The following is a 22,986-nucleotide window of genomic DNA, read 5'->3' on the forward strand; positions in this document are numbered from 1 at the left end:
TTATGCTTTTCTCAAACGCTCGGCCGAAGGCCCGAAGAAGATGCACGACGCTTACGCCCAAAGCGCGGTTTATCGTCTAGATCCCAAACGCATTGTTCTGATCGACAACACAAAGGGATTTGGCCACAAGGAGACGCTCGAGCTATAGGGCGCCGATCACGCGCGGCGATCGAGCTTGACCTCGTTTACATTGACGTTGCGACAAGTCGTGGCGACGCGCGGTGACTTCGAGACTAAGAGGTTGATCAAAGAGACTTATGAGTGCGAAGTCGCTATTTGGCTAACGGCGAAGTCTACTTGCCTAAGTTGGGGGCCTTCGCCATACACACATGAACGGTTCATGTTCAAGCCCCCTTTGGAAAAGGTCGGATCTGTGAACGGACACCCACTGCAGGCAGTTGACTGGCCTGCAGCGGAAGTCTGGCGATCCAGCTCTTACCATGGGAAAATCTCGCCGTTGAAGTTGAAAAACTTGCCGGCATCGGCCGCGGTCAAGTTCGCAATCACGGTCCGCACTCCAGTGACCGATTGATCAACGGAATTTGTTGCCTTCGGGCCGCCCATATCGGTCTGTGTCCAGCCAGGCGAAATGGACACAAGAATGATACCTCTGCTCTGGTACCATTCACCTGCGCTGCACGTAAGCATGTTGAGTGCGGCCTTGCTCGTGCGATAAGCATAGCGGCCCGCCTGCCATGTGCTCGAGATTGATGCCAGGGTCGACACCATCATGACTGCAACGGGTCGCTGCCCGGCGGCGAGATTGTCCACGAAGGCGCCGCAAACGCGTGCCGGTCCCAACAGATTCGTGTTCAGCACGTCCAGCCAGCCCTGGTAATCGTAAGTGCGCAGGTCCGGATCGTCCGTTCCTTCATATGCCCCGCTGCCATAGAAGACAGGCTCCACCACACCGGCATTGTTTATCAACACCTCAAGCGGTTTGCCCTTGATCCGCTCGGCGGCGGCGTTCACCTCGTCAGCATTGGTCACATCGATGCGCAGCAGCTTCAGCCGATCGCCAGACTCCTTGGCAAGCGCTTGCAAGTGCTCGGCGCGTTCGGGATCGCGGCAAGCTGCATAGACCTGCCAGCCATCCTTCAAATACTGCCGCACAAACTCAAGTCCGATTCCACGATTGGCACCCGTGATCAAAGCCGAGGACATTTGTAACCTCACCGAAGAATAGATGAGTTTATCACTTTGTCGGCGATGCACGAACGTCCTTTAACATTGAGCGCTCGATAACAGTTCCGGGCATCCAGACCTGCCTTCCACCGATTATCCGGACAGCGTCGTCGCAACCACCGGCAGTTGGTATACACCGGAGGACGCGTCATTCGGCCCTTGCGCCGCTGTGTGGCGGACAATGATTTCGGGAACGCTTGTAGCCTTATTGGGGCGACCAATCTGGATACGCGGAAGGTCGCCATTCGGCGATATCATCAATGCTGCCGATCACTAGGCATGTACGCTAAAAATGGAAATTCATGCGACAAGACCGCTTTGATTTTGCTTGGTGCGTCGAATGCGGCAAAAGCTACCCATATTATCCTAATGACATCTCCTAGCCTGTATATTCCAGGATGTGCAGCCCCAATCCCCAGCGATCAGCCATGTAGATCAAGCCAGTTTCAGGATCGACTTGCACATCGTTGCTCTGTGGGCAGCAGCGCTCCTTGTTGCCCGCCGGAATGTAGTAGCCGACTTCCTTTGGGTTGAATGGATTGGACCAGTCGATAATACGCAGGCCGGCATTGAACCAGCAGATGTAGACTAGGTCATCCTTCTTCATGTCGAGCCAGATATTGTGTGCGCCATATCTCGCACCGGTTCGGCACCATTTCTGGTCAATCGGCCGCATCGTATAAGGATCAATCTCATAGGGCATGAAGGTGCTGACAAGCTGCGGCTTATGCACATTACGCAGATCGTAGAAGCTCACGAAGGCGGGCGGATAGTCACAATTGACGGTCGTTGTCTCTTGCGTCGCAATCGCGAATTCCGATCCTTCCGGCACCAGGAAGCTATGATAGCAACCGGGCCAACCATGCGTCTCGTGCGGATTTTCTCGCCACATCAGGGTAGGCTTGCGAGGATCGGTCAAATCAAACATCGCGATGCCGCCATCCCAATAGCCAGCAGCGACGTAATTCCCGAACGGATTGCCCTCGTGAATCCAGACACCTTTTCCATCGACGATGTCGTTGTTCCAGCTCGGCGCTTCTCCCTCCTTTTGGCCAGGGATCGCACCAAACCCGATCAGCTCCGGATTCCACGGGTCTCTCATGTCATGGACGAGTAGGACCTTGCCCTTGTAGCCGTCCTTGAAGCCGGAGCTATAAAGCAAGTTGCGTTTCCGATCATAGATCGGCCGATGTATGCCGAAACCGTCCGTGCGGATGTATCGGACAAACTTCGGATTGAACGGATCAGTATTGTCGAAAATCCGCAAACCGGGCACCGCGTCGGGAAAATCATTGCGCAGCCTGGGACGCAATTCGCTGTTTGTCAGCAGAACCTCATCGTTGATACGCAGAACCTTGTGCGTTCTCGCAGCGCGAGAATCGACAATCTGGTTCATAATCTTTGGTTTCGACGGGTTGGACACATCCAGGATCGTCATACCGTCATGTCCGTTCACGCCTGACGCTGCGACGTAGCAGATACCCTTTCCGACTTGGATCTGAAACGCATCGCCCCACCCGTTTAAATCTGAATGCGCCACCAGCCTGACGTTGCGCGCCTCCTCAGGCCACGGCTCTGTCAGTTGATGATCCACACCGATATATTGTTCGGGTCCACCACCGCGAACGGGATTGGGATGGTAATAAGGTCTGGACACGTAAACTCTCCGTCTGCTCCCAGGCCGGTCAGTGCTCAAAACATGCACGTATTGGATTTATGGTCCAAGTACCATAAATTGGATTGCGAAGCGTTGCAAGCGGATGGATATTCACATCATGCAAATCGAGATTTACGCCAAGCGGACAAGCTGGCATGACACTCGACAGCTGATTCGAGATTCGGGATGAAACGGGCCAAAGGCAGCGACGCAAGGAAGAGCACCGACGTGTCGGTGCTCGGCTATTCGCTTTTGAGCCTCCTCGCCCGCAAGGATCGGACCGGTTATGAGCTGTCGCGCTTTACATCTGGCGCCCGCAGCATGATTTTTTCCTCATCTGGGCACAGCAACATCTACAAGGAGTTAGCCAAGCTGAAAACGCGCGGCTATGTGACGTTCCGGATCATCAAGGAAGCCCGCCCTTTCGACAAGAAGGTCTATTCGCTTACGAAACTTGGACGCGAAACGCTTCGAACATGGGTAGCTTCGCCGCCCAGCATGTTCTCCAGCCGCCGCGAACTTAACATTCGTGCCCATGCTCTTTGGTTACTCGCGCCTAACGAGGCGATCGGATTGCTCGACAAGCAGATCGCGATTGTCCAAGCGGAAATCGAGGAACTGGATGCTCATAGCAAATACTTGCAGGAGGAGAATGATATTACCTTTCCTCCGCCTGCCCGGCACCCACTGTTCGGCACCTATTCCAACATCGTCCTGGAAACTGACAGCCGCAGACTCATGATTGATTGGTGCAAATCAATCAAAGCACAGTGGAGACGCGGTGCCCGCGCGCGCAAGGCCAGAGCCGGCTGATGGGCTGGGAGGCGGATTTTCCCGCCTCCACGCCGTTGCTCAGTTTATTCCTTCTTCCTGTGCCCCGTCAGCTTGGCAAGTCCGGCCTGAAACGCCGTTTGCTCCTCCAGGTACTTGCCGTAACTCTCCGGCGTATTCGGCTGCGCCGGCAAGGTCATCCCCAGCGGCTCCAGGCGGCTGCGGAATTCCGGGGTGTTGATCGTCTCGTTGAGATACTTGTTCAACGTGGCAACGACCTCCTTTGGCGTGCCGCGCGGCGCGCTTAGACCCACAAAGGCATTGTGCTCGAAATTCTTGAAGCCAAGCTCCGCCATTGTAGGAACATTCGGTAGCCCTTCAATGCGTTTGGCATTGGTGACCGCAAGAGCGCGAACCTTGCCGCCGTCGATTAATGGCTTTGCACTTGGGTAGAAGACGAAGGCGCCCTGCACTTCTCCGCTGGCCACGGCAGCTGCCGCTGGCCCGGTGCCGCGATAGGCAACCTCGACGATCTTCGTGCCCGCGAGTGAATTCAGCTGCGATACAGCAATAGCCGGTGAAGTCGCGGGTCCTGATGTCGAGAAATTGACCTTTGTCGGATTGGCCTTGGCAAAGGCGATCAGATCGGGAAGGGTCTTGAACTCCGACTGGGCGTTCGCAATCAGGACAAGCGTTGGCCCATCAGCAATCTTGCCGATTGGAGTGAGATCCGTCAGAGCATTATAGGGCACGGAGAGATAGTGCAGGTTCTGCGTTTCTGAGATGGCGCTGACCAGCAACGTGTAGCCATCGGGCTCCGAGCGAACGACATAATGCCCGCCGTTCACACCAGAGGCGCCAGGCTTATTCTCCACGACAATTGTGGCGCCGGTCCGTTTTTGCATCTCGGCAGCGAGGAGACGCGCCGGCACGTCCGACAATCCGCCCGGCGCGAACGACACGACGAAGGTGATCGGTCGATTGGGATAATTCTGGGCCGTTGCGGTGCCGAGCATCAGCACCGCCAGAATAGCACTCGAAATAAGCCGGAACATCGTTCTTTCCCTACTCATGTTTGCAGTTGCACATTGCCGATTGATCTCTTCCGGATGCCATTATTGGCCCGCCGGCCTGTTACAGAGGTCGAGCGCGGCGGCGAGATAGATTCGCGAGGCTGTTACAACGTCATCGAGCAAGACGTGGTCCCCGATTGAATGCATCGACTTGCCTTTTGCGTCCGGATGCAGGCGGCCGCCCGGCCCGAACTGAACGCAAGGCACGTCGTACCTGCTGAGATGAACTGCATCAGACCCAGGTCGGCGGATGAACGACGGCGGCCGCTCCCCCATGATGGCGGTCTGGGCATTGCCCATCGCTTCAACGACTGGAAGCTTTTCATCCAGGAGCAATGGTGGATCCGTGACGAGGAATTCCAGCTTCGGCTCCGGCGTGTCGTGCCGCTTGGCAAAATCTCGCAACATCGCACGCAATTGCCGCTTCACTTGATCTGCCGTTTGTCCAGGCAGTGTCCGGATATCAAGATAGACGCTGCATTCCTGCGGATTTCGTGACAAACGCCACGGTGCGCCGCCGCGGATGCACGCGAGCGTCACGTTCGCTCGCTCGTCCATGAATTCGTTCGCGGCCTGGAATTCGGACGCCCAGCGGTCGATGTCGTCGCACAGCAAGCGCGCAATCCTGATGGCGTTCACCGTGCCAGGCTTGTTGGTCAAAGCCGAATGAGCGACCGTCCCTTGCACGGTCAAGCGCACCCACAGACAACCCATATTTGCGGTGCAAATGCGCAAGGAGGTCGGTTCAGCGAGAATGGCGTAATCGGCTGTCACGCCATGCGACACCAGGTGCTTGCTTCCGATTCCATAGCCGGAATAATCGCGCCCCTGAAACTCTTCGGCCGGGGCTTTTTCGATCTCGCCGACGACAGCACCGAAAGAGATGTCGCCCTTCAGCCGGATACCAGACTTTGCGATTGCCTCGAGAGCCACGACGAGCCCCGCGAGACCACTTTTCATGTTGTTCGCCCCGAGACCCCAAATCCATCCGTCCCGATAGACGCCCTTCGGCTTGAAGCCCTCACCCACCAGGTAATCTTCATCTCCGCTATAGGAGGTGTCCATGTGGCCGGTAAGAAGGAGGTTCAGGCCGGTACCGGCGCCCCGCAAATGCGCCACCGCATTGGGACGACCCTCTTCAACGGGTTGCTCAAACGCGTCCAGACCCGCGCCGACCAAGCGGTGCACGATATAGCTTGCCATGCCAGATTCGTGGCCGGTCGGGCTGCGGATATCGATCATATCCTGCAAAACGACACGCACCGTCTCCGGCGTAATATAAGCAGCGGCCTTTTGAAAATCGGTATGCATGTCCGATGCAGGTTTATTATGGTTCTACGACCATACTTTAACGACCTTATTATGCAAGGTCTCTCGCACAATGACGGGTCGGCCGAGCATTGAACTGCACATAATGGTCTTTTGACCACAGGCAGCTACGAATACTCGAAGCCGATGTAGCTTCCAACTTTCTGTATAAGTTGGCCAACCTCCGGAGATGATCGGGTCTCAACCGTACGAGGCCGTGCAACTGGCACATCCAAAACGGCCTGAACTCGGCCCGGGCGGAACGACATAACGACGACGCGATCGGCGAGAAAGACAGCTTCCGCAACACTGTGCGTAATGAGAATTGTTGTTTTTCGCGACTTTGCCCAGATATCCGCGAGATCTAGGTTCATCCGGTTTCGCGTCATCGCGTCAAGCGCCCCGAATGGTTCATCCAGCAGCAAAATTCCCGGATTGTGAACCAAGGCGCGGCAGATCGAAACTCGCTGCTGCATGCCTCCGGACAGTTCTTTCGGATAGTTCTTCGCAAAGTCTCCAATTCCAGCAAGTTCAAGTAACCCGAGAATATGATCGTGCTGCGATTTAACATCTATACCGAGCACTTCAAGCGGAAGCGATACGTTCTCGTAGACCGTTCGCCATTTCATTAAGACAGGAGATTGGAAAACAATACCAACATTGAGTAGTGGCTTTGTGACGATATTTCCATCTACAATGACTTTACCAGCCGTCGGCGAGATAAGACCTGCAACCAGCTTCAGGAGTGTGGACTTGCCGCATCCACTTGGTCCAACGACGGCCACAAACTCCCCTTCCTTTATTTCAAGATTAACATTGGAAAGTGCCAAAGTATCGCTATCGCGAGTTTTATACCGCATTGAAACGTCCTGTAATGCAATTGCGGTACCTGGCATGCTACATTCCCGTAATAACCATGAGTTCCTCACGTTCGGCCGCGCTCCACGGTACGACGAGCCGCTCAAGAAACCCGATAAGTGCAAACAGCACGAAGCCAGCGGCCGTAAGGACCATCAGGCAAGCGAATACCAAGTCTGTCTTTAATTCAGAGGTTGAGATGACGATTAAGTAACCTATCCCCTGACTGCCTCCGATGAATTCACCTACAATCGCGCCAATAACCGCCAGGGTGACGGCAATGCGCATCCCACTAAAAAGAAACGGCAAGCTGTGAGGAATTTGCGCTTTAACAAATACTTTCCATCTCTTGGCGCCCAACGACCGCAACAGATCGACCAATTCTTTTTCAACCATCGTGAGGCCGGTGGCCATATCGATTACGATCGGAAAAAAGGCGATCAGAAAGGCGACGACCACCTTAGATGAAATTCCGTATCCAAACCACAACAGCACAAGTGGAGCTACCGCCACTTTCGGGATTAGCTGGGTGGCGATTACGATCGGCATGACGACATCTTTCGTCCGCTCCGATGTTGTGACGATAATCGCAACGACAACCCCGACAAGCACAGCAGCTGCAAATCCAAGTATCGTCTCCAACATCGTAATCGACAGATGCTGGGTGAGGAGACGCCAGTCCCCAATGATCCGTTGAGCGATACTGGACGGAGCGGGCAACAAAAAATCGGAGATTCCGAAGAGCCGAACCATCGCTTCCCAGGCGATGATTACTATTGAAATGCCAACGGCTCCACGAGTGGTCCGGCGCAGCAGATTTGGGGCAATCATGGGTGCGGCCACGCTACTTAGCACTCACGGCACGTCAATCCTGGGAATGAACTCTGCTGTATAAACATTCTCCAGCGACAGGGGCTTGGTCACGCCCATGTACTTTTGGGCCATATCGTAAGTTACTGCCATACGCTCTTTGGACAGATAACCCAGTCCGTGCTTTTTAGTCTCGCTCGTCGAAATTAGCTTTTCATCGATCTTCCAGGTCGCAAGCGCGATGTCTGTGCTCATCGTCGGAACATGCTTCTTCAGAATTGCAACTGCCTCTTCTGGGTTCTTTAAGGACCACGCAATGCCCCTTAGAGAGGCTCTGAGAAACCCACGGATCTTAGGGCTTTTGGATTGCGCAAGTTTCGAATTGACGACAATTCCCGTTCCGTAATTATCAACGCCATAATCCGAGTATGGCATTATCTCGATATCGTCGCCCTGCCGTTGCGCAATTGGCCGCATGACCGCCGCGTTGTCAGTGAATCCGGTAATGGCGTCCACTTGCTTGGTCAACAGCGCTGGGTATGTCTGGTCGCTCGCCATAAGGACGGACTGATATCCCTCGAGTTGAGTAGTCTTCGCGAATGCCTTCAGCAGATCGAGCGAAGAACCGGCGGACGCACTGCCGATGCGCTTACCGGCTAAATCTTTCGGAGACCTAATCTTGGAGCTTCTAAGAACTAAGATGGTTTCCGGCCCTTTGTTAAAAAACGAAGCAACCAACATGACTGGAGGATTGCTCTCCGCTTTGGCCGCTATCAACGAAGCCACACTCAAAATGGCGAAGTCAGCGGAGCCGGTAGAAATTCGCTTGATTGAATCGGCAGTACCATAGCCGCGCTCGATAGCGACATTCAGCCCCTCCTCCTTGTAGTAACCCTTCTCCTTTGCGACAAAAAATCCCACATGTCGGCCGCTGATCAGCCACTCGAGGGAGAGCTTGACATCGTCTTCCGCTTTCGCCGTCGTCATGAAGACGACGAAGACGGCAGTGATTAAAACGGCCGAAATCGCGATAAACCGAGGTCCAATTCCAACCTTCATCACAAGTCCTCCCGTTTTTTATACAACCTGAATCACCTCACGCTGTCCCTTCAGGAACAGTGAGATGAAACAGTTTCAACATTCCCGATCCCGTCTGCCTAATTTTTGCAGTCTCTCGTGGCGCCAAGTAAACACCACCGCCCTTCTCAACCTCATACTCGGCGGAATCGATCTTGATGACACCACAACCCTCTAAAAAATAAATGAGCTGGTGCGTTGGTCGGTCGGCAACAACTTCGAATTGCGCCCCGCCTTCAATGACGCGAAGAACCCCATGCGAATAGACCGCGCCACATAACTCTTGGTTCAAAATTTCCGCCGATGATCCACTCGAATCTTTGACCATCGGAATGGAAGCCGTTTTCACAATTGTCGTGGCCATGGCGATACCCTTAAACGACGTTCATCACCTATTTGATATGAGAGCGGACCGTGCCGTCGACCTGTTTCCACGTCAGGCCTTGAGCTCCGCCATCGAGAATTACGGTCTTGTGCTTGTATGGACCCTGAAACTCAAACATGAGGATGTCCTCCACAGCATTAAGCCGGTGCTTCTCCTCTTCGGGAATAAAAACCAAATCGCCGGCCTCAATCTTCTTGTTTCCGTCCTCGGTATCGATACTGCCGCTGCCTTCAAGGATGAAGTAAAAGTGCTCACACTTCTCGTGGTAGTGATACGGCGAACTCGATTTAGCGCTCAAACGCTGCACGCCAGCGAGTAGATCTTGAGTTCCAGCGAGATCTTTATTGACGAACGGGATTCGCTCGCGCCCCGGAATGACCGAAGTCATTTTTGGCATTTCATCCTGATTGAAAACATAAGCCATCGCTTCCTACTCCCAGCGCGTTGCCTTCGCTCGGGCCGCAGCGCGAGCTGGTTACGCCGACGATCGGACTATTCACCAGGCGCATATGATCAAGGCGCTATGGTCCAATGACCATATGATTGCGCCGAACGTTTCTGATGTCAAGCTCGCAGGGCTCTGTGCGTGGCTTTTCGCAAACGCAATTGCTCCGAGCGGCAAGTCGCAAGATGACGTTTGCTCAGTCGAGGCATAGACTTCCGCGTGCGCGAAGAGGATAAACAGTTGTGACGCGGCGAACCCGAGCGGCCGTGGTGCGCCGAAACGTCACGCCTGGCGCGACGCTCTTAAATCGGGAACCATACGTCGCCACCTGGTCCGAACACCGCCGCGGAAATCTTCAATCATTTCGCGCATTTCTTGAGGCGCTCACACGGCGTCGCCCGATCTCGATGATCGGACAAACGAAGAAGAAAACGGCAATCGATGCTAGCTGTGAGCCTCAACAGTTTGTTCCCTGGTTTACGTCGCGGAAGACCGATGTGACGGCCAACGCGCGGCCGTGCGTTTACAGCGAAACAGGCAATTCTTGCTTGCGATATCGCCTTCGATAGCGAGTTCATTCCATGTATCGGCGTGATCGAAATAATTGATCGGCACGTGTTAGTGCTCGTCCTAAAACGGAGTAGGCTTATTAGATATATTTACAATGTATGTTTTTTGACCTATAAGCCTTGATCACGAGTACTAACTTCGAGCTTGGCTGTCGCGCGATGGGTCCTCGGCCCATTAACAGCCTATAGACGGCCGTGGAGGGGGCTGATGTCTACGCAGCGCATCATACGGTTGGCTCTGTCGATCCTTGCCAGTGGCGCGAGCCTGGCGCTGTCCTGGCCCTACTGGCGCGACTTCGGCTACTGGGGCGAGTCACACACGATGTGGCTGGTCTATTTCGCAGTTGGTTTCGCGCTGGCTGTTTATGTCTTCTCTGTATTCTTCAATAGCCTGGGCACGCTGTTCGAGCACGATGCGCTTGAGCGCGGCGAGCAGCCGGACACCAAAGTATCTCCGAGCACGGGAGGTACGTCATGAGCTGCAAGCCTGGGCAACTATGTTATGAGAGCGTGAAGCGCCATCGTGCACTTGCGGTCCTCGCCCTGATGGCCGTTATTTTTCTTGCCCTGTCGGCTGCCTCGTTCGTCGATTCGCGCGGCCAGATCGTGCCGTCGAAAGTCAGTTATGCCAGCCACGATGTAGTAGCGGGAAAGCGAATTTTCCAAGCCTACAATTGCATGGGCTGTCACACCATCGTCGGTAACGGCGCCTATCTTGGGCCAGATCTCACAAAGCTCTACGGTAAGGTCGGGCCTGCGTGGATCGAGGCGTTTCTGCCGGCCGCGGGAAGCTGGCCGACGAGCGGCGCGGTGCGGTTGCAGCTGCAGAACAAGGCGATTGCGGCCGAAGCAGGTACCGACACGATCGACGGCTATCTTGAAAAATATCCCGATGCCGCCGAGCGCATCGGCCGGCGCGGCGGTCACGCGACGCTGATGCCGAACCTGCCGCTCAGCCGTGAGGAAGTCGGCCAGTTAACCGCCTTTCTCAAATACACCTCCGAGATGAACACCGAAGGCTGGCCACCGGTGCCAAAGGTGAACGGGCTCAGCTTCCCGCATGCCAAGCCGATCCCCGTCGCGGCTCAATCCACCTCTGTCACGGTGGCGAGCCTTCAGACAGGAGCGGCCCAGCCAATCTCCAGGATTGCGCTCGGCGAGACGCTGGCAAAGGACAACGGCTGCATCGCCTGTCATGCGCCGACCAAAGAGAAGCTGGTCGGCCCCGGCTGGGGCGGCCTTTACGGCTCGACCGTCAAGCTCGCTAATGGCTCGAGCGTGGTCGCGGACGATGCCTATCTGACCGAGAAGATACTGAAGCCCGACGCCAAGCTCGTCGCGGGGTATGAGGCGGGAGTCATGCCGTCTTTCGCCGAAATACTCGATGCCGACCAGATCGCCGCCATCGTTGGCTATATCCGTAGTCTGAAGGGACGTAAGCCATGATCCGGATCGAATACACGACCCAGCGCCTCAGCCTGCGTTTCTTTATGGTTATGCTGGTGCTGTTCTTCGTTCAGACCGGCCTCGGTCTTCTGCTGTCCGCTCAGCATATCGATCCGACGCTGCTGGCCGGAACGCTGAGCTTCAACGTCATTCGCACCCAGCACCTCAATCTGGCGATCTTCTGGGTACTGTCGGGCTTTATTGGCACCATCCTGTTTGTCGGCCCGCTGTTGTCAAAACGCGAGCTCGCCGCGCCATGGCTGATCAAGTTTCTGTTCTACGCCCTTCTAGCTGTGGTCGTGTGGAACTTGGCAACGCAGATGTTGGCGCAGAAGGGCATCGCCGGATGGTGGATGGGTCAGCCGCTGCTACAAGAGGGCCTCGAATATCTCGAGGCCGGTCGTATCGCCGACGTAATCATCCTGATCGGCTTCGCGATCCTGTGCTATGTCGTGCTGCGCACCTTTCCGCCTCTGTCGCAGTGGAACGAAATCCATTGGGGCCTTGGACTTGGCGTGCTCGCGCTGACGGCGGTGTGGGTATTCGGCATGTTCTTCGTCGAGCGTCTCGACCTACAGGAGTATTTCCGCTGGTACGTCGTCCACTACTGGGTCGAGGGCGTGTGGGAGGTGATCCATATCTCGCTGGTCGGCTTCCTGCTGGTCTTGATGTTCAAGGCCGATGTGAAGTCAGTCGGCTATGCCGTGTTCTGGGGCATCTCGCTGGTGTGGCTGTCGGGCCTGCTCGGAAACGCGCACCACTATTTCTGGATCGGCACGCCCGAGTTCTGGCAGTTCTGGGGTTCGCTGTTCAGCGCCCTGGAGCCCCTGCCGCTAATCTTCTGCTTCTGGCATATCTATCTCGACGCCCACGAGGACGGAAAGCCAATCTCCAATATGCCGGCCTTCGCTTTTCTGCTCGGCTCGGTCGTGCTTGAGCAGGTCGGCGCCGGTATCCTCGGCTTCACCATGACCTTCGCCCTCACCAATGTCTGGTCGCACGGCACCTGGGTGACGGCCAGCCACGCACACCTGGCTCTGTTCGGTACTTTTGGCATGCTCGGTCTGTCGGCGGCCTATTATGCCGTACCGATCATGCGCGGCGCGGAGCACTTCGACCAGCGCGCCGGCAAGCTCGCGTTCTGGCTGGTGTTCACTGGTATGCTGGGGCTCGGCTTCGCCTTCGCGATCGGTGGCACCATTCAGATCTTCGTCTATCGCACGCTGGGACTCGACTGGTTCGGCGGCGACGTGGCGCCCGCGATGCAGATTACCAAGATCATGGTGCCGATCTTCGGTTTCGTGTTCGCGGTCGGCGTCTGTCTGTTGGTGTTTGACCTGCTTACGCTTGGACACCGTCGCAGCGTCGTGTCCAACGTTCCTGCAACGATGATGGCCGTCTCGGGTGCGCCGACGCGCTGGGAGTACTGGTTGACCGGGTGGGAGACCGGACTGTGGCTGCTTGCCATGTGGGTGTTTGGCGGCATCATCACGCTCGGCCTGCTCAGCTTCAATCTCAGCACCGTGCAACAGGGCAGCTCTATCTTCCCCTACATGATGGCAGGCGTTGGCTATCCGGGACTCCTTCTAGTGACATTATTCTTCGTCTGGCGCTTTCTCTCATCCCTCGAGGCGCGCAGCCGCGCGAGCTTCCTCCCGCTTCCCGCAGCTGTGGCGTCGCCTGCCGGCGCGGCCTGACAGGGTCGCTCCGGCTTCTTTCCTATTTATTGGCACCGAGTTCCAACGATGAGCATTCAAAACCCTGACATTGAGCTGTACATCTGGAAGGCTTCACCGATGGTTTCACGCTGACACTAGGTGTTTTGCCATGGGTATTCTTTCCGAAACCCCGGTCGGCTGGTCAATTCCTCATCCCGATCTGTCCACCCCAAGTGGTGCGCTCCACAGGGGTCAATTTGAACGCCGGTTGACAGATCGGAGAGGTTAAGGATCGTGTACAAGCTCGCCGCTTCATCGCGCTAGATTCTTGCTGCTTCAGCAGCTATGTGCTTGGCGAGCGTTGTCACAAGTGTTTTCAAGCCGGTAAGTTCGGAGAGTTCTGCGTATTCACCATTGCGAGAAGCAGATCGCGGCTACGTCGGAACGCAGGCGGACCTATAAAGCTGTTCCTGCACCAGTCGTTGGCCACAAACATTATAGCGTTTCTGATATCACGCTTTGAACAGAAAAATGGGGCGACCTACTGGACTAGAAACTCCACCAGCTCGTGACAAAAAAAGGGGCCGGTTTTCCGACCCTCTATAGCGGATTGAATTGCAATGGATGACGATGCTAGCCGCCTACTCGCCTTCAATGATGACAGGCTGGCCCGCTTTCTCTTCGGGAGAAAAAGCGTCGAAACGGGAAGCCTTCGCGCGCTGGCGTGGATATTGATTTTCGTCGTGGTATTGGGAAGCATATTCTACTTGATAGGTTAAACACAGGCAGCCGTGTCATTTTTCGAGAGACTCTTGGATGGCAATAACTCTCTCCGTCAATTCATACTCCATCCCATACCTGCTACGCGAGTTTGAGCGACCTTTGGAGAATGTCCCTGCGCTACCACGGCTATGCCTCTATTGATCTCTTTATGCCGGGCGAGTTTTCGCGCACGAGCATGGTCTCTACCTATATGGAACCTCTCTCAGTATCGAATGTGAAGTACGAGTGGGATCGGAACGAAGAGCAATTCTGATCGACCCGAAAGGCGCCATGACTCGATACATTTTCAACGATTTACATTGAGTCCTGAAATCACGCTGGTTCCGCAATAATCTAAAGTTCATCCGCCATTTGATATTGCAGACTGATCAGTCGATTTCATACTGATCGCGCAACTGATTCGATCACGCATGGCTGGCAAGCAGGCAAAGATACTCACTGATCCCCATGTGCGCGATCTCCTTGTCTACGCCGATAACACCCGATATCCGCTGCGAAACCGGATCATTGTCTTGCTATCTGTGAAAGCCGGGCTTCGCGCTGGCGAAATTGCAAAGCTAACTTGGCGAATGGTCCTCGACGCTGGTGGCGACATCGGGCCGGCTATCGAGTTGCATGACGCCGCCGCCAAGAAAGGCAGCGGCCGCAGAATCCCGGTACATAACGAGCTTCGGCAGGCGTTGCAGGACTTGCGGCAGAACTCAAAGGGCGATGGTCCAATCGTCGCCTCGGAACGAACCGGTCGCGCAATGACGCCACGGAGCATCGTTCTCTGGTTTGCGACTGCCTACCGACATATCGGGCTGGACGGTTGTTCGTCGCATTCGGGTCGCCGAACGTTTATTACCCGTGCCGCACGTGTTGTTCACAAGGCCGGCGGCTCGCTGCGCGACGTCCAGCTGCTTGCCGGTCACCGTTCAATACAGACGACCGAACGCTACATTGACGGCGATACCGACGCCCAGCGGCGCCTCGTATCACTGATCTGATGGCCGCCAACCCTCCATCAGCACTCTCCGAATTTGCTAACACTCATCCGACCGCCGACCTCGACAGAGCTATTCGAGTTCTTGACCGCCTCTGTCATCTCGTAGGTGCAAGCAACCTGTTGGATGTCAGCGCCAGCCCAGAGCGGCACAAGTTGTCGCGGGCCATTGAATGCTACCAAACGCCGTATCTCTTTGATTGGCTCATTCGCGCATTCAGCTTTCAGGGGATTTCAGACCGCGTTGCCTCCAGCTACATCGAAAAGCATGGATCCGTCACTTGGGACAACCTGGATACCCGACTGTCCAGAAGGATCCGTTGCCCGCGGTTGCACAGCTATTGGCAGTTTCACGGGTGCAGCTACGACAAGACACGCCAGACATGTTCCGAGCCAACTCTACTAGAACGATGCCCTCTCCCACGACACAGGCTTCGGAACGGGCGCCTTAATCAGACGGCGTACAGCTTGTTCCTGTTCATTCGTGACGTAGCGGAAGGTAATTTGGTCGAATGGCTGGATAAGCAGTGTCATAAGGCTCACACCAATGAACCTGACGACGTGGCTCAATCCAGCGAAGCCTTGGCGGGACCCTTGCGGAATATTTTTGGCGTTTCTGACAAGGTCATCGCAATGGCCATGTCAGAGTTGCTGCTAGCCGCGCCCGCGTCGAAGCCAGGTTGGCGGAACGTTGGGTATAGCCTGATCGCAATCGACACTCTGGTTCACAATTTCCTTTACCGGTCCGGCATTCTCAGTTCACTCGGCCGACAGCATGCCTATGGGCCGGGTTGTTATCGGGATGGCGGCTGTGCCGACATCATTCGCCACATCTCGAGCAAGATTGATGCAAGCCGCATTAACCTAGCCTACCCAAGATATTTTCCCCGGTTCGTACAGCACGCGATCTGGCGCTTTTGCTCAACAGATGAATTTGACGTCTGCAACGGCAATCGCATCGACGACAGCCAGCGCTGCAAGAACACGCAATGCGCGCTTTTTGCGTCGTGCCAACGGCTGATTTTGAGGCAAAAAAGACATTATATTTCAATATCTTACGCCATTGACAGAATGCCAACTCATTGATAGTATGATTATACCATCATGATTTGGCGCTCGAAACACGAGAGAAGGCGACACAATTTCGAGAAAGTGACCCGAGTACCTAGGCGGAGGAATTCCGCCAAACAGCCGAAGACTTCAAAGGGGCCCCAAGCGGGCCCCTTCGGCATTTCTGGAGACCTCTACTAATGGCAAAAGCACGTTCAAAGACGAACGAGGCGAGTGCTCACACGATTATCGTCATTGGCACTGACAGTGAGGGAAAGCACCACGCTGGTCGTTTCTACGGTGCTCAGCGTGATCTTGTACTCAAAGCCGTGCAGGCTCTCGGTCTGCAGGCTTTTGAAGCCGAAACTAGCAAGCTCGACCCAACGATTGCCAAGTTGCCGTTGGGCCGACTCTATTCCAACGGGCGAGGTTTCGTACCTTTCATCCGCCGCGACCGAGCTGTGAAGATCGCAGAGCTGATGGGCGTAAAGCTTGAGGCTGAAGCTACGTCCCAACATTCGCCCGCGCCGGATATCACCAAGCAGAGCCTGCCAAGAGATTGGCCGTCAATAACCGACGGTGATCTTGTCATAGCTTGTGACAGCGACCCGGATGCTGGCTGGTGGCCAGCAATCGTGGCGGGCATGGACGGTGACATGCTGACGCTCAAATGGTGCCAGTTCCCCAAGGAACAGCCGGCCTTGCGCCATCGGTCGGCAGTCGCCCTACTCTACTCCGGTAACCGGGATTGATGACAACGCGGCTGCTCCGGGCTTCACCCGGAGCAGCTCTCTTCAACCTCCAATTCGCAACCCCCTGCAATCGAGCGAGACAAGCTCTCGCTGGAAAGGACATGTCATGCGCTCTGATACCGAGACGATCCGACACTTGAATGATGAACTCCGTCGCACTCTCCTGGGCGGCCTTGCTGTTATAACGCCGGGCGTAGCGGCTTTAGGTCACGATGCCGTTGAAAGACTGGTCAAGACTGTCGCGGTCTTCGATGACTTCCATCATGCCAACGATCCTTACCAAGAACATGACTTCGGATCCTTTCAGGCGGAAGGAACCACTGTCTTCTTCAAGATCGATTATTACGACAAGACCCTGGCAGCCGGATCGCCAAATCCCGCCGACCCCTCCGTAACCGAACGAGTGATCACTATCATGCTGGCCGACGAGTACTAGTCAGCTCACTTCAGCTTCTTTGACCTAGCTGCCCGCGGGTCTACCAACAGGCGGTCGGGTGTCATCCCTAGCGCTTTGGCTATTCGTGCAAGGACAGTGATAGTGGGATTCCGTTCACGTCGTTCGACTTGACTGACGTATGTCCGGTCAATTTCGGCCTCGTGAGCCAACCCCTCCTGCGATAGCCCGGCCGCCTTACGCGCCGAACGCACGTTTTCCGCGACAATCGCAATAATCCCGGTTTCGTCCGATGCCCGTCCCATGGGGCAAATCGGCCTGATCGTAGACCATTGGTCTACGGACTATGAGTCACATTCACTACCTGCTATGATTGTAGACTATCGTCTACATATTTTTCAGGAGGATTAGTAATGAGGTATCTTTTGAAGCGCCAATTAAGGAATGCGGTCTCCAGTCTTTCTTCTTGCGCACTGGTGGCGATATCAGTTCTAGGTTGTGGCCCGTCACATGGAAATGAAGTCCCTCAGTGCGATGACCCAGCAGTCAAAGAAGTCGTGCTCAGAAGGTTTGTAATTTTCCGGGAGAAGCTCAGCGATTCATTGAGGGCGATGAAAAGCGATGCATCAGATTCCGCGATTAGAATACTATCAATGATCCAAACAGACATTGGAAGAATAAGGCAGCAGAACTACGATAAGGGTAACAATATCCGATATTGCGCCGGCACTTTGATGGACAAAGGCTTGCCCGCACTTACCCCGGAACAAACGTCTCTGTATTCAACGGCATTATTCGCGGCACAAATGCACTCAGGACAATCTCATCCTGGTGATTGCGGTGACGATCGTGGTGGGACGACCTACTACAAAATCGAACGCCCTCTTAGATCTGACAATGAATTCGTTGTGTCCTGGAGGTGCAGACCTTGGTGAGCTCCGGACTGGATACATTTGCAGAATTTTGTCGCAAGTTACGGATGCCCAGTGTCCCAAGGCAGTCTTGTGCGCCACGCCGGAAGCATCCGTATCGTCGATATAGCCATGGGACTTAGTATTCGCTTCCCCGATCAGGTTTGTGCGTGGCCGACCTTCCCCCGAGGCCGGCCGCACCTTTTTGGGATGCAGGAAAACCCGATTTTACTAGGATTCCCGCAACGCTTCGGTGTGGTCTGATATCCCGCCGGTGAATTCTCAGGCCCATGAAGATACCGGCTACGATACCCAGAAGCCCGAGGCTCTGCTCGAACGAATTATCAAGAGCTCATCGAACGAAGGCGATATCGTCGCCGACTTCTTCTGTGGGTCCGGCACCACGCCGGCGGTAGCCGAAAAACTTGGTCGCCGCTGGATTGCTTGCGACCTCGGCCGGTTTTCAATCCACACCACACGGAAGAGAATGATCCGAATACAGCGCGAGCTGCATGAGGGCGGCCGGCCGTATCGCTCTTTCGACCTCTACAACCTCGGCCGCTATGAGCGCCAGTGGTGGCAAAACGAATCGCTTCGCGGCGCGAATGATGAGCATCGCGCGATCGTCTTGAAGTTCTTTAAAGCCGAAGTACTGACGAGAGCGCCATCTCCACTGCTCCACGCCCGAAAAGGAACGGCGTTCGTTCACGTTGACGGCATCGACAGCATTTTTACCCGAACCGAGGTGAAAGAGCTGGCGCAAGCCGTAGCGTCTGCGGGCGGCAAGGAAGTATATGTCCTTGCATGGGACTTCGAGATGGATATTCGGCAGGTCGCTGCGGCTGTTGAGGCCGAGACTGGTGTGAAGTTGAGGTTGGCGCGTATCCCTCGCGAGATCATGGAAAAGAACCGGGCCGAGGTGCCGCCGTTCTTTGAAGTTGCTGTGCTTGATGCGGCGCCCGTCATCCGCAAGGAGGGTGCTAAGCGAAAAGTCGACATCAAGCTGGAAAACTTTCTCCCGTCTCTTTCCGAAGTGCCCAGCAAGGAACTCGAAGCGTTACAGGAGCGCGCTGTTGAGAGCGGCTTTGATTTCATCGATTTCTGGGCAATCGACTTCGATTGGAACCCGAACCGTCCTTTTAACCACCACTGGCAGGACTTCCGGACCCGCAAGGATCGCACACTGAAAACGGTAAGCGATGCCGAGCACATTTATCCGAAGGCCGGCACATACACCGCCTGCGTGAAGGTCGTGGATGTCTTTGGTTGCGATACGAGCATTACGGTCGAGGTTACGGTATGAGCACCACCGATGGCGCGCACGTCATTAACTCGGCTGCGCTGGAGCCGTTGTTTGCGCCTTGGGAAGAGGCTTCCCGCCATCGCGTGCGGGCGTCGAAGCCCGGCGGGCCGCCTGAGATCAAGACCTATCGCCGGCCTTCGCCAATCCGGTTGGTGAACGCGCTACGATTCGCCGTGAAGGAGTGGCGAGATCTCCGCTATCCGGGCGCGAGCGATACGACGCGCGAACTCCTAAGCCATTGGTTCGACCGACCTCATCGGGCCACGAACGCTAACGGCGACGAGTTCGAGTTCCGCTACTACTTTTGCCAACGCGAGGCGATCGAGACCTTTATCTATTTGCTGGAGGTGAGAGGCATCAACGCTCTCTCGTTCCTTCTAGCTGAGTTCGGCGGGCCGACCGGTGAAACGGAAGCCCTTGGCATTCGCCCGGAGGACGATGAGTGGGCGCGTTACGCCTTTAAGCTGGCCACGGGTGCAGGCAAGACCAAGTGCATGAGCCTTGCAATCGTCTGGAGTTATTTCCACGCACTGCGTGAAAGTGACTCCCCGATGGCCAAGCACTTCGTCGTGGTTGCGCCAAATCTCACCGTGTTCGAACGGCTCAAGGAGGATTTCCGCCCAGAAGCGGGCGGCCCGGATATTTTCACGGCGGACCCGCTCATTCCGGCCGAATGGAAGGGCGACTGGAATCTGTCAGTGGTCCTGCAAGATGAGGCTGGCGGGGCGACTGCCGGAGGCGTTCTTTACCTTACAAACGTCCATCGTCTCTTCGACGCTCGCGGCGAGAGCGGATCGGACGATGAGGTCGCTTGGGCAGGACCGAAGATTTCCAAAGCCAAGGCACTTGAAACAGCTTCGGAGCTGCGAAAGCGGATTGCGGCCCACGGCCGGATCATGGTTCTGAACGATGAGGCCCATCACGTTTGGGACCCTGGTTCGGCCTGGAACCAATCGATCCGCGCTCTTCATGACGCGATGAAGGAGACGGGCGGCGGCGGCGTTGTTTCGCAGCTCGATTTCTCTGCAACGCCGAAGGACAACAACGGCCGTGTCTTCCCACACGTCGTTTGCGATACACCTCTCGGAGAGGCGGTCGACGCGGGAATCGTAAAGACGCCGGTTCTCGGCCGTACCAAAGAGCTGATCGAGCAGGTTCACGATGACGCCGCCTATCGGTATGAGGCGCACCTTCGCCTCGGCTATGAACGTTGGAAGAAGAGCCAGGAAGAGTGGGGCAAGTCGGGCAAAAAACCGCTTCTGTTCGTCATGTGCGAGAACACGGACGCGGCTGATCAGATTGCAAAGCGCCTCAACAACGACCCGGTATTTCAGGCTCTGAACCAGAGAACGATCAACCTTCACACCAACCTCAAAGGCAAGATCAAGACGATCAAGCAGGAGGGAAAGAAGGTCGAAATTTTCGTCGAGGACGAGAAGGCGATCTCGGACGACGATTTGAAGGCGATCCGGCGCATCAGCCGGGAGCTCGACACGAACGAGAGCCCTTACAGCTGCATCGTTTCGGTTCTCATGTTGCGTGAAGGCTGGGACGTAAGGAACGTGACCACGATTGTGCCGCTGCGCCCTTACAGCTCGGGAGCAAACATCCTGCCCGAGCAGACATTGGGTCGCGGCCTTCGCCGCATGACGCCTCCCGGGCAGGCAACCGAACTGGTCACGGTCATTGAGCACCCTGCTTTCGCGAGCCTGTACGAGCAAGAGCTGGAGCAGGAAGGATTGCCGCTGGAGGTGATCGCTGCCGAGGACGTGCCGGCGACGACGGTCACGATCTTTCCGGACCAATCCAAGGATTTCGATAAGCTCGACATCCTGTTGCCCGTGCTTACGGCGGCGCATGAGATCCAGCCTAAGCTTGAAGGACTGATGATCGAGCATGTGCGCGAGAGGTTTCGCCCGCTTAAGGTGCTGCCACTCGGAAACAAAGGGGCGACGGAGCTCAAATACGAGGGGCGGCACCTCATTACGAATGAAGTCGTCGAGGAGATGAAGGTCAACTTGCCGCTTCTCCAAAACGGCCTGACAGCTATCTCGTTCTACATTCGGGAGCTTGAAGCAGCCTGTAAGGTGCAGAGCGCACATGCCGTTCTGGCGCCACTTCTCCAAACGTTCCTTGGTGCAATTCTTTTTGGGGAACAGGTGTCATTGGTCGACAAACGGCTATCCGCCCGCCTTGCCGATCAGGATGTGCGCGAGCACATCCGCGCTGTATTTATCCCACTTATCCGCGAGCGGACCGTGACTACCGAGAAGCGGCGCGTTGCGGGCGCAGCCGAGTCCCTTCGCCACTGGAAGCCCTTCCAAGCGTCGTATTCGGCTGAGCGGCCCGTTCTAAAGGCGGCGCACACCCTCTTCAACCTGGTGCCGTGCAATCGCTCTCTTGAAGTAGCGCTTACAAACTTCGCGGATGTGAGCCCGGATGTAGCCTCGTTCGCTAAGAATGCTGGTCCCCAAGCTGTCCGTATTGATTATCTGACAGCCGACCAGAGGCTCGCCTTTTACACCCCGGATTTCTTCGTTCGCGACACCGGTGGAAAGCTCTATCTCGTTGAAACGAAGGGACGCCAAGACCGGGATGTGCCCCGGAAGGCGACGGCGGCGGTGGCATGGTGCAAAGCGGCTTCGCGGTCGAAGACCGACTGGGAGTACGTCTTCATCCCCCAGAACGTCATGGAGGGGCTTACCAGCAACCAGTTTGCCGATTTGGTGAGGGCATGTGCGCCGGCTCTCCAGAACCTGCTTAGCGAGACTAGCAGCGCTCCTGAGTTGCCGCTGTTCGCGGGGAAAGCGGATGGGGATGCCGAAGTGTTCTTCGGCAAGGAAGCGCTGGCCAAGCTCACACCACGCGCCAAGAAGGCCGCCGAGGAAGCACTGGAGATTTACCGTTACCTCGAAAAGAAGACGGATGTCACAGGTCTGGCGCCCGTCTTCACCGTACTGCTTGGGTCGGTTGATGAGGCGGCCAAGACCTTCATCCTTCGCCTGCTGCAACCCAATCTGCCGCCGAACAAGTTCGACCAGCAAAGGTGGTTCGAGCCTGATTTCGCCGATGTCCCTCACCGTGAGCTGCGTCATTTTCAGAACATGGCGGCTTCGCTAAAGCGGGCTCTGGTCTTCGGCTCAGTGCATTCGGCTATCGGCCTGACCCGCTCGTGCCTGGATCACGCGGTTCAGGGAGCACCGTCCATCGGTGGGGTGTTCGAGGTGGTTCGGAAGGTGTTTTCCGTGCCGAACGCCAAAGACCACCTGAAGCGGGTGAGCGACCTCAACGAGTTCCGCAACACTTATGTGGCCCACCACGAGAAGCCTCTGACGGATCGTGCCCTGACCGAGAAGAACTTGCGGGAATGGGTCGGCACGCTAGGCGTGCTGAAGGTCTAAAACCCCCGCCAAGAGCGACTAGGCTTGTTCGCATTCGGGAGCTTGAACCATCCTGTTGGCCGTGCTGTAGCGCGATAGCGCATTTTGCATAGACGCCTTACGGCTCGCCGTCGTGGCTAAACGGGCTATTGCTTGTTCGTAAAACAGCCGATTTCCGAACAGTCA

Annotated in this window: 20 protein-coding genes; 10 read left to right on the top strand and 10 right to left on the bottom strand. The window is 55.8% G+C overall.

Translation table 11 applies throughout. The features are described from left to right. Nucleotides 1-435: 435 nt before the first annotated feature. Entirely contained in the window at nucleotides 436-1,215 is a 780-nt protein-coding gene (locus RO009_04015; protein MDT3684193.1) for an SDR family oxidoreductase, read from the bottom strand. Between the two features lie 349 nt (nucleotides 1,216-1,564). Then, nucleotides 1,565-2,842, bottom strand: coding sequence for a hypothetical protein (locus RO009_04020; GenBank protein ID MDT3684194.1), 1,278 nt, complete (start codon nucleotides 2,840-2,842; stop codon nucleotides 1,565-1,567). A gap of 186 nt (nucleotides 2,843-3,028) precedes the next feature. Here RO009_04020 and RO009_04025 point away from each other — a divergent pair, with 186 nt between their 5' ends. Next, complete coding sequence (locus RO009_04025) at nucleotides 3,029-3,655, top strand: PadR family transcriptional regulator (GenBank protein MDT3684195.1); 627 nt, start codon at nucleotides 3,029-3,031, stop codon at nucleotides 3,653-3,655. Between the two features lie 44 nt (nucleotides 3,656-3,699). Here the strand turns inward: RO009_04025 and RO009_04030 are convergent, their stop codons facing one another. The 7 genes from RO009_04030 to RO009_04060 form a co-directional block, all read right to left on the bottom strand. Then, nucleotides 3,700-4,668, bottom strand: coding sequence for a tripartite tricarboxylate transporter substrate binding protein (locus RO009_04030; protein MDT3684196.1), 969 nt, complete (start codon nucleotides 4,666-4,668; stop codon nucleotides 3,700-3,702). Between the two features lie 60 nt (nucleotides 4,669-4,728). Further along, entirely contained in the window at nucleotides 4,729-5,928 is a 1,200-nt protein-coding gene (locus RO009_04035) for a M20/M25/M40 family metallo-hydrolase (protein ID MDT3684197.1), read from the bottom strand. Between the two features lie 194 nt (nucleotides 5,929-6,122). Next, nucleotides 6,123-6,890, bottom strand: a complete 768-nt coding sequence (locus tag RO009_04040) for an ABC transporter ATP-binding protein (GenBank protein ID MDT3684198.1) — start codon at nucleotides 6,888-6,890, stop codon at nucleotides 6,123-6,125. 1 nt (nucleotide 6,891) lies between these two features. Next, nucleotides 6,892-7,695, bottom strand: coding sequence for an ABC transporter permease (locus RO009_04045; GenBank protein ID MDT3684199.1), 804 nt, complete (start codon nucleotides 7,693-7,695; stop codon nucleotides 6,892-6,894). A 12-nt stretch (nucleotides 7,696-7,707) separates the two neighbouring features. Next, entirely contained in the window at nucleotides 7,708-8,721 is a 1,014-nt protein-coding gene (locus RO009_04050; protein MDT3684200.1) for an ABC transporter substrate-binding protein, read from the bottom strand. A 37-nt stretch (nucleotides 8,722-8,758) separates the two neighbouring features. Then, nucleotides 8,759-9,103 carry an AraC family ligand binding domain-containing protein gene (locus RO009_04055; GenBank protein ID MDT3684201.1) on the bottom strand — a complete coding sequence of 115 codons (345 nt, stop codon included), beginning with the start codon at nucleotides 9,101-9,103 and terminating at the stop codon, nucleotides 8,759-8,761. 28 nt (nucleotides 9,104-9,131) lie between these two features. After that, nucleotides 9,132-9,548, bottom strand: a complete 417-nt coding sequence (locus RO009_04060) for a cupin domain-containing protein (protein ID MDT3684202.1) — start codon at nucleotides 9,546-9,548, stop codon at nucleotides 9,132-9,134. A gap of 798 nt (nucleotides 9,549-10,346) precedes the next feature. On the opposite strand from RO009_04060, the gene RO009_04065 reads away from it, so the two are divergent. The 7 genes from RO009_04065 to RO009_04095 all read left to right on the top strand — a co-directional run bounded on the left by RO009_04065 (nucleotide 10,347) and on the right by RO009_04095 (nucleotide 17,248). Then, a complete protein-coding gene (locus tag RO009_04065) occupies nucleotides 10,347-10,616 on the top strand; it encodes a hypothetical protein (protein ID MDT3684203.1) in 270 nt (89 codons plus the stop codon). Further along, nucleotides 10,613-11,584: a c-type cytochrome gene (locus tag RO009_04070; protein ID MDT3684204.1), complete on the top strand. Its 972-nt coding sequence runs from the start codon at nucleotides 10,613-10,615 to the stop codon at nucleotides 11,582-11,584. Before RO009_04065 ends, RO009_04070 begins: the two co-directional genes overlap by 4 nt. Continuing rightward, nucleotides 11,581-13,281, top strand: a complete 1,701-nt coding sequence (locus tag RO009_04075; protein MDT3684205.1) for a cbb3-type cytochrome c oxidase subunit I — start codon at nucleotides 11,581-11,583, stop codon at nucleotides 13,279-13,281. The genes RO009_04070 and RO009_04075 overlap by 4 nt, the downstream gene beginning before the upstream one ends. Before the next feature lie 1,154 nt (nucleotides 13,282-14,435). Continuing rightward, the gene (locus tag RO009_04080) at nucleotides 14,436-15,014 is read left to right on the top strand and encodes a site-specific integrase (GenBank protein ID MDT3684206.1); all 579 of its coding nucleotides are present in this window, start codon (nucleotides 14,436-14,438) and stop codon (nucleotides 15,012-15,014) included. A gap of 464 nt (nucleotides 15,015-15,478) precedes the next feature. Then, nucleotides 15,479-16,096 (top strand): hypothetical protein, encoded by a 618-nt coding sequence (locus RO009_04085; protein MDT3684207.1) that lies wholly within the window; start codon nucleotides 15,479-15,481, stop codon nucleotides 16,094-16,096. 164 nt (nucleotides 16,097-16,260) lie between these two features. After that, the gene (locus tag RO009_04090) at nucleotides 16,261-16,812 is read left to right on the top strand and encodes a hypothetical protein (GenBank protein ID MDT3684208.1); all 552 of its coding nucleotides are present in this window, start codon (nucleotides 16,261-16,263) and stop codon (nucleotides 16,810-16,812) included. 106 nt (nucleotides 16,813-16,918) lie between these two features. Next, nucleotides 16,919-17,248: a DUF3768 domain-containing protein gene (locus RO009_04095; GenBank protein ID MDT3684209.1), complete on the top strand. Its 330-nt coding sequence runs from the start codon at nucleotides 16,919-16,921 to the stop codon at nucleotides 17,246-17,248. A 5-nt stretch (nucleotides 17,249-17,253) separates the two neighbouring features. On the opposite strand, the gene RO009_04100 is transcribed toward RO009_04095, so the two are convergent. Beyond that, nucleotides 17,254-17,511, bottom strand: coding sequence for a helix-turn-helix transcriptional regulator (locus RO009_04100; GenBank protein ID MDT3684210.1), 258 nt, complete (start codon nucleotides 17,509-17,511; stop codon nucleotides 17,254-17,256). Nucleotides 17,512-18,370: 859 nt separating this feature from the next. Here RO009_04100 and RO009_04105 point away from each other — a divergent pair. Further along, nucleotides 18,371-19,420: a DNA methyltransferase gene (locus RO009_04105; protein MDT3684211.1), complete on the top strand. Its 1,050-nt coding sequence runs from the start codon at nucleotides 18,371-18,373 to the stop codon at nucleotides 19,418-19,420. Next, on the top strand, nucleotides 19,417-22,821 hold the full coding sequence (locus tag RO009_04110) for a DEAD/DEAH box helicase family protein (GenBank protein MDT3684212.1): 3,405 nt from the start codon (nucleotides 19,417-19,419) through the stop codon (nucleotides 22,819-22,821). Before RO009_04105 ends, RO009_04110 begins: the two co-directional genes overlap by 4 nt. Nucleotides 22,822-22,986: the final 165 nt, after the last annotated feature.

Origin of the sequence: Pseudorhodoplanes sp., assembly GCA_032027085.1 — a bacterium.
Lineage (GTDB): Bacteria > Pseudomonadota > Alphaproteobacteria > Rhizobiales > Xanthobacteraceae > Pseudorhodoplanes.

Bases quoted from the DNA above. Each gene is read 5' to 3' on its own strand.
- RO009_04090 (MDT3684208.1), top strand. From the start codon at position 16,261: ATGGCAAAAGCACGTTCAAAGACGAACGAGGCGAGTGCTCACACGATT.
- RO009_04040 (MDT3684198.1), bottom strand. From the start codon at position 6,890: ATGCCAGGTACCGCAATTGCATTACAGGACGTTTCAATGCGGTATAAA.
- RO009_04035 (MDT3684197.1), bottom strand. From the start codon at position 5,928: ATGATCGATATCCGCAGCCCGACCGGCCACGAATCTGGCATGGCAAGC.
- RO009_04060 (MDT3684202.1), bottom strand. From the start codon at position 9,548: ATGGCTTATGTTTTCAATCAGGATGAAATGCCAAAAATGACTTCGGTC.
- RO009_04080 (MDT3684206.1), top strand. From the start codon at position 14,436: ATGGCTGGCAAGCAGGCAAAGATACTCACTGATCCCCATGTGCGCGAT.
- RO009_04075 (MDT3684205.1), top strand. From the start codon at position 11,581: ATGATCCGGATCGAATACACGACCCAGCGCCTCAGCCTGCGTTTCTTT.
- RO009_04050 (MDT3684200.1), bottom strand. From the start codon at position 8,721: ATGAAGGTTGGAATTGGACCTCGGTTTATCGCGATTTCGGCCGTTTTA.
- RO009_04100 (MDT3684210.1), bottom strand. From the start codon at position 17,511: ATGGGACGGGCATCGGACGAAACCGGGATTATTGCGATTGTCGCGGAA.
- RO009_04070 (MDT3684204.1), top strand. From the start codon at position 10,613: ATGAGCTGCAAGCCTGGGCAACTATGTTATGAGAGCGTGAAGCGCCAT.
- RO009_04030 (MDT3684196.1), bottom strand. From the start codon at position 4,668: ATGTTCCGGCTTATTTCGAGTGCTATTCTGGCGGTGCTGATGCTCGGC.
- RO009_04095 (MDT3684209.1), top strand. From the start codon at position 16,919: ATGCGCTCTGATACCGAGACGATCCGACACTTGAATGATGAACTCCGT.
- RO009_04025 (MDT3684195.1), top strand. From the start codon at position 3,029: ATGAAACGGGCCAAAGGCAGCGACGCAAGGAAGAGCACCGACGTGTCG.
- RO009_04110 (MDT3684212.1), top strand. From the start codon at position 19,417: ATGAGCACCACCGATGGCGCGCACGTCATTAACTCGGCTGCGCTGGAG.
- RO009_04055 (MDT3684201.1), bottom strand. From the start codon at position 9,103: ATGGCCACGACAATTGTGAAAACGGCTTCCATTCCGATGGTCAAAGAT.
- RO009_04065 (MDT3684203.1), top strand. From the start codon at position 10,347: ATGTCTACGCAGCGCATCATACGGTTGGCTCTGTCGATCCTTGCCAGT.